A 2,492-nucleotide genomic window follows, 5' to 3' on the forward strand; every position below is an offset into this window, starting at 1 on the left:
GCAACGTCTCCTACCGGGTGCCGTGGGAGTTCGGTGAGGAAGCGGTGGACGTGGCCCGGGAGTTCACCCTGCTCAAGCACCGGCTGATGCCCTACCTGTACGGGGTGGCCGCCGAGGCGCACCGTACGGGCGTCCCGATGATGCGTCCCATGCTGGCCGAGTTCCCCGGCGACCCCGCCACCCGCACCCTGGACCGGCAGTACATGCTCGGCCCCGACCTCCTGGTCGCCCCGGTCTTCACCGAGGACGGCGAGGTCGAGTACTACGTCCCCGAGGGCACCTGGACCTCCCTGCTCACCGGCGAGAGCGTCACCGGCCCCGCCTGGCGCCACGAGACCCACGGCTTCGACAGCCTGCCCCTGCTGGTGCGGGACGGTGCCGTACTGCCCTGGGGCGCCGACGCCCGGCGGCCGGACGGCGACTGGCTGGCCGGCCTCACCCTGCGGGTCTTCGGCACGTCCACCGGCGAGCGCACCGTCACCGTCCCGGACCTCACCGGGGCCGCGGCGGCGGCCTTCCACGTCGTACGGGACGCCGCGGGCGCGCGGGTCACGGCGCAGGGCACCGCTCGCACCTACCGCGTCGTCGTGGAGGAGACCGGGGCGGCGGGGGAGGGCGCGGGCAGCGTGACCGCCGCCTGACCGGAGCACGTCCGACGGCCCGCCGGGTGATCCCGTCCACCGGGGTCAGTCGGCGGGCCGTTCCGCGTCCGGGTGAAGTGTCCGGGTTGAGGCGTCCGGGGTGAGGTGTGACGTGAGGCGTGTCACTCGGCGTGAAGTCATCGGCATACATCTCGGGGAACCGGAGAGATGTCCCTGCTGCCGGTGCGCGCCGACCCGCGGCCCACCGGCTCGTCACAGTGCTCGGCCGGACCGGTGCGGAGCAATTCAGGCACGGAAGGCAGACCACGACATGTCGGCTCCCCGCTCATCGGCCCCAGAGGTGTCGGCTCCCGTCGCGGCGCTCGAAACCGTCCACATCGACGGCGCCTGGCTGCCCGCCGCCTCCGGGGCGACGCGCGAGATCCTCGACCCCGCCGACGCCACCGTCCTGGCGCTGGTCGCCGAAGGCGGCACCGAGGACACCGACCCGCCGGGCCTTCGACGACGGCCCCTGGCCCCCCGGCCGGTCGCCGCGCGCGCCGGACTGCTGCGCCGGGTCGCCGAGCTGCTCCAGCGGGACCGCGAGGAGATCGCGGTCACCGAGAGCCGCGACACCGGCAAGACCCTGGAGGAAGGGCGCGTCGACGTCGACGACGTCACCGCCGCCTTCCGCTACTTCGCCGACCTCGTGACGAACGAGAGCGGCGGCCGGGTCGTGGACGCCGGGGACCCCGACGTGCACAGCATCGTCGTCCACGAACCGGTCGGTGTCTGCGCCCTCATCACACCGTGGAACTACCCGCTGCTCCAGGCGAGTTGGAAGATCGCCCCGGCCCTCGCCGCGGGCAACACCTTCGTACTCAAGCCCAGCGAGGTCACCCCGCTGTCCACCGTCCACCTGATCCGGCTGCTCGCCGAGGCCGGACTCCCCGACGGAGCGGCCAACCTCGTCACCGGGGCGGGGGACCCCGTCGGCGCCCGGCTCTCCGCACACCCCGACGTGGACCTCGTCTCCTTCACCGGCGGCCTCGCCAGCGGTACGAAGGTGGCGCAGGCGGCGGCTCCCACCGTCAAGAAGGTCGCCCTGGAACTCGGCGGCAAGAACCCCAACGTGGTCTTCGCCGACGCCTGCGCCACCGACGCGGACTTCGACACCGCCGTCGACCAGGCCCTGAACGCCGCGTTCTTCCACAGCGGCCAGGTCTGCTCCGCCGGTGCCCGCCTCATCGTCGAGGAGTCCGTCCGCGAGCGCTTCGTCACCGAGCTCGCCCGCCGCGCCGACGCCATCCGCCTCGGACGGGGCACCGTGGACGGCGTCGAGTGCGGCCCGCTCGTCTCCGCGCAGCAGCTCGCCAAGGTCGAGGCGTACGTCGCCTCCGCCCGCGCGGAGGGCGCCGTCGTCCGCTCGGGAGGCGCCCGCCCCGAGCCCTCGGACGTACGGCCCGTTCCGAACCGAGGAGGAGGCCGTGCGGCTCGCCAACGACACGGACTACGGCCTGGCCGGTGCCGTCTGGACCACCGACGCGGGCCGCGCCCGGCGGGTCGCGGCACGGCTGCGGCACGGCACCGTCTGGATCAACGACTACCACCCGTACCTCCCGCAGGCCGAGTGGGGCGGCTTCGGCAAGTCCGGTACGGGACGCGAGCTCGGCCCCACCGGGCTGGCGGAGTACCGCGAGTCCAAGCACATCTACCAGAACCTCAACCCGCGCCCCCAGCGCTGGTTCGCCGGCTGACCCTGGAGCCGTGCCCCCGGACCGGGCGTCCGCCGACCGTGCGCCGGCGGACGCCGACCGTACGCCCCGCCTCCGCCGTTGCCGCGACGGCCCCCGGACGACCGCTCGCCGACACCCGTCGTCCCGGAGCCCGCGGCGGGGCATGACGGACGAC

At 74.3% G+C, this 2,492-nt stretch carries 2 protein-coding genes and 1 pseudogene; all 3 read left to right on the plus strand.

Annotation, left to right across the window (positions count from 1 at the left end; all coding sequences use genetic code 11):
• Nucleotides 1-641, plus strand: a 641-nt coding sequence (locus IH13_RS0117695; protein WP_031085564.1) for a TIM-barrel domain-containing protein, incomplete at its 5' end; no start/stop codon positions are given.
• 271 nt (nt 642-912) lie between these two features.
• Nucleotides 913-1,962 (plus strand): annotated as a pseudogene (locus IH13_RS37760) (aldehyde dehydrogenase family protein); the annotation flags it as partial.
• A gap of 106 nt (nt 1,963-2,068) precedes the next feature.
• A complete protein-coding gene (locus IH13_RS45550) occupies nt 2,069-2,338 on the plus strand; it encodes an aldehyde dehydrogenase family protein (protein ID WP_267883855.1) in 270 nt (89 codons plus the stop codon).
• Nucleotides 2,339-2,492: the final 154 nt, after the last annotated feature.

It is taken from the genome of Streptomyces sp. NRRL WC-3549, assembly GCF_000721935.1.
Lineage (GTDB): Bacteria > Actinomycetota > Actinomycetes > Streptomycetales > Streptomycetaceae > Streptomyces.